This window comes from Methylophaga sp. UBA5088 (assembly GCF_002414625.1).
In the GTDB taxonomy this organism is placed as follows: Bacteria; Pseudomonadota; Gammaproteobacteria; order Nitrosococcales; family Methylophagaceae; genus Methylophaga; species Methylophaga marina.
In genome coordinates this window covers 4263-6661 of sequence record NZ_DIAC01000080.1, presented here as the reverse complement: position 1 = coordinate 6661, position 2399 = coordinate 4263, and the positions used below count along the sequence as shown (strand labels likewise).

The window sequence follows — 2399 nt, the reverse complement described above, 5'->3', positions numbered from 1 at the left end:
CTGACCAGCTATCCCACCTCACACACAGATAATGATCTGACGGTGCTGGATAAAAAAACCAAAACCTTATGGACCGGCGACCTACTCTTTGTAAAACGGATTCCAGCCCTGGATGGCAGTATTAATGGCTGGCTAAGCACAATTGAAGCACTTAAATCCATGAAGTTAAATACGGTGATTCCCGGCCATGGACCTGCTCAACATGAAGAGTGGCAACAAGCCTTTGATGATGAAGCGCATTATTTCAGTACGATTAGAGAGCAAATCAGAGCCATTATTTATGATATGGGCACCATCAACGAAGCAACCGAATCTGTCGGTCTGAGTGAGAAGGGCAAGTGGTTGTTATTTGATGATTATCATAAACGCAACATCACCGCTGCTTTTACCGAACTGGAATGGGAATAGAACAATGAAAATATTATTAAAACATTTCGGCTTTGCTGCTTTATTGAGCTTAGTCTTCTTGCCGTGGTTAAGCATGGCTGATGATGAGCCTGAAGAACAATGGCAAACCCTGAAAGAAATCTACTTTGAAGATAAAACCATTCTAGAAGATGCGGATGACTGGTTAATTATCGAGGCACCGAAAAGAGCAGAAGATGCGGCGATAGTGCCGATTCATCTTATTTCAAAGAAACCACAAACGACCAATTCGTATATCAAAAATCTCCACGTTTTTATTGATAATAACCCCATGCCATATTCGGCTAACTTCCATTTATCACCGGCATTAGAAACGGTGGATATTTCCACACGAATGCGGGTCGATCAATACACCTATATTCGAGCCATAGCAGAAATGAATGACGGCAGCCTGCATATGGTGAAACGGTTTGTTAAGGCGTCTGGTGGTTGCAGTGCTCCTGCAGCGAAAGACCAGGTAGCGGCAATGGCCAGACTTGGCAAAATGCAGATTCGTTATCGTGATGGGGATACGGAGCAAGCCAAACCGGTTCAGGTGGTCATCAGCCACCCTAACAACAGTGGTTTACAGATGGATTTAAAAACCCGTGGTTACATACCCGCTCATTATGTCGAAAAAATGCTGATAACATTGGATGATGAAGTGTTAATGACCATTGATACAGGCATTTCTATTAGCGAAGATCCCAGCATGCGTTTTGTGTTACCGGCGGGCAAAGAAGGGCATGGTGTGCTGAAAGCAGAAGTAACAGATAATAAAAAACAGGTTTATACAATAGAAAAACAAATTTAATGACGTAATTAATGACTGACAGGAAAGTCAGTCATGAAATGGAAATTTCCAGTTGATTTGTTCAGCCGGCATCATCTGATTCACGCTCAGTTGAATCATGCCGGTAGGATCGCTGGCTTGGCCTATCACAACATAACGCTTACCTGACTCGGTATAGCCTATGCCTTGGGCTTGATTAAACTCTTTAATAGGACTGCTATTGCGTAATGTAAAAGGCAGTAACTCATCTTCTTCATCCACTGGCTTGAATGGCGGCACGGTTTCTGGCCGTTGACGTAAACCCACAAAGATTTCCTCACCACTGGGAAGAATGAGTATATTCCAGTTATATAAGGTCATGACTGTATTGGCAGCGCTTGTCATTTACTGAGCACCTTCGATACGGTGAGTTAAAAAATACATAGGGCAATCTTCAGGTTTTAACGGGGGACTATGATAGTAGCCTTGGAATATATCACAGCCCATTTCCACTAGGGCCTCTCTTTGTTCTAGCGTTTCTACATATTCAGCCACAACCGAGACTTTCTGAGATTTACCCAATGCACTGATAGTGCGGATAATATCGGCATTGGTAGAGTTCGTTAGCACATCCCGGGTAATCGACCCATCAATTTTAATCGCATTCACAGTAAAGCGACGCATATGTAAAAGCGATGAGTAGCCCATACCAAAATCATCCATGGCCAGATGAATACCGAGATCACTGATTTCCTGTAAGATTTTTTCTACTTGCTTCGAGTCAGAAATTTCAGATGACTCAGTAATTTCTAATTCAATTTCATCCGTACTGAGTCCGTATTGTTGAATACAACGTGTGAGAAATGCAGGCAAGGCATTATCATTGAGCTGGAGTGGTGAAATATTTATTGCCATCGTCAGAGCATGATGGCCTTCTTTATTCCATTTGGCTTTAGTGATGCAGCATTGTTCAAACACCCAATTACCTAGTTTGTTGATATCGCCACTGTCTTCTGCCAGCATCACGAGCATGGCAGGGGACACAAAGCCGTAGCGTGGGTGTGTCCAACGTACCAGCGCTTCAACGCCCACAATGTGACCAGCACGATGATGCTTAGGTTCGTAAACAACCGTTAATTCATTGCGGTAAATAGCCTGACGCAGGTCATACACCAGATCCCTGGCAATCATGCCGACTTTGTCTTGGCGGCTAATAATTTGC

The 2399-nt window shown here is 43.4% G+C and carries 3 protein-coding genes and 1 pseudogene; 2 read left to right on the top strand and 2 right to left on the bottom strand.

Features of this window, described 5'->3' with window-relative positions:
• Together B4K20_RS10215 and B4K20_RS10210 are read left to right on the top strand one after the other, a co-directional pair.
• Positions 1 to 408: pseudogene (locus B4K20_RS10215) on the top strand (MBL fold metallo-hydrolase); the annotation flags it as partial.
• Positions 409 to 412: 4 nt separating this feature from the next.
• Positions 413 to 1219: a quinoprotein dehydrogenase-associated SoxYZ-like carrier gene (locus tag B4K20_RS10210; RefSeq protein ID WP_289282807.1), complete on the top strand. Its 807-nt coding sequence runs from the start codon at positions 413 to 415 to the stop codon at positions 1217 to 1219.
• Between the two features lie 27 nt (positions 1220 to 1246).
• Here B4K20_RS10210 and B4K20_RS10205 read toward each other — a convergent pair whose 3' ends face one another.
• Positions 1247 to 1582 (bottom strand): hypothetical protein, encoded by a 336-nt coding sequence (locus B4K20_RS10205; RefSeq protein WP_289282806.1) that lies wholly within the window; start codon positions 1580 to 1582, stop codon positions 1247 to 1249.
• On the bottom strand, positions 1583 to 2399 hold an 817-nt coding region (locus B4K20_RS10200; protein WP_289282805.1), incomplete at its 5' end, for an EAL domain-containing protein.

Coding starts and splice junctions, on each gene's coding strand:
- B4K20_RS10210 (WP_289282807.1), top strand. CDS start 413: ATGAAAATATTATTAAAACATTTCGGCTTTGCTGCTTTATTGAGCTTA.
- B4K20_RS10205 (WP_289282806.1), bottom strand. CDS start 1,582: ATGACAAGCGCTGCCAATACAGTCATGACCTTATATAACTGGAATATA.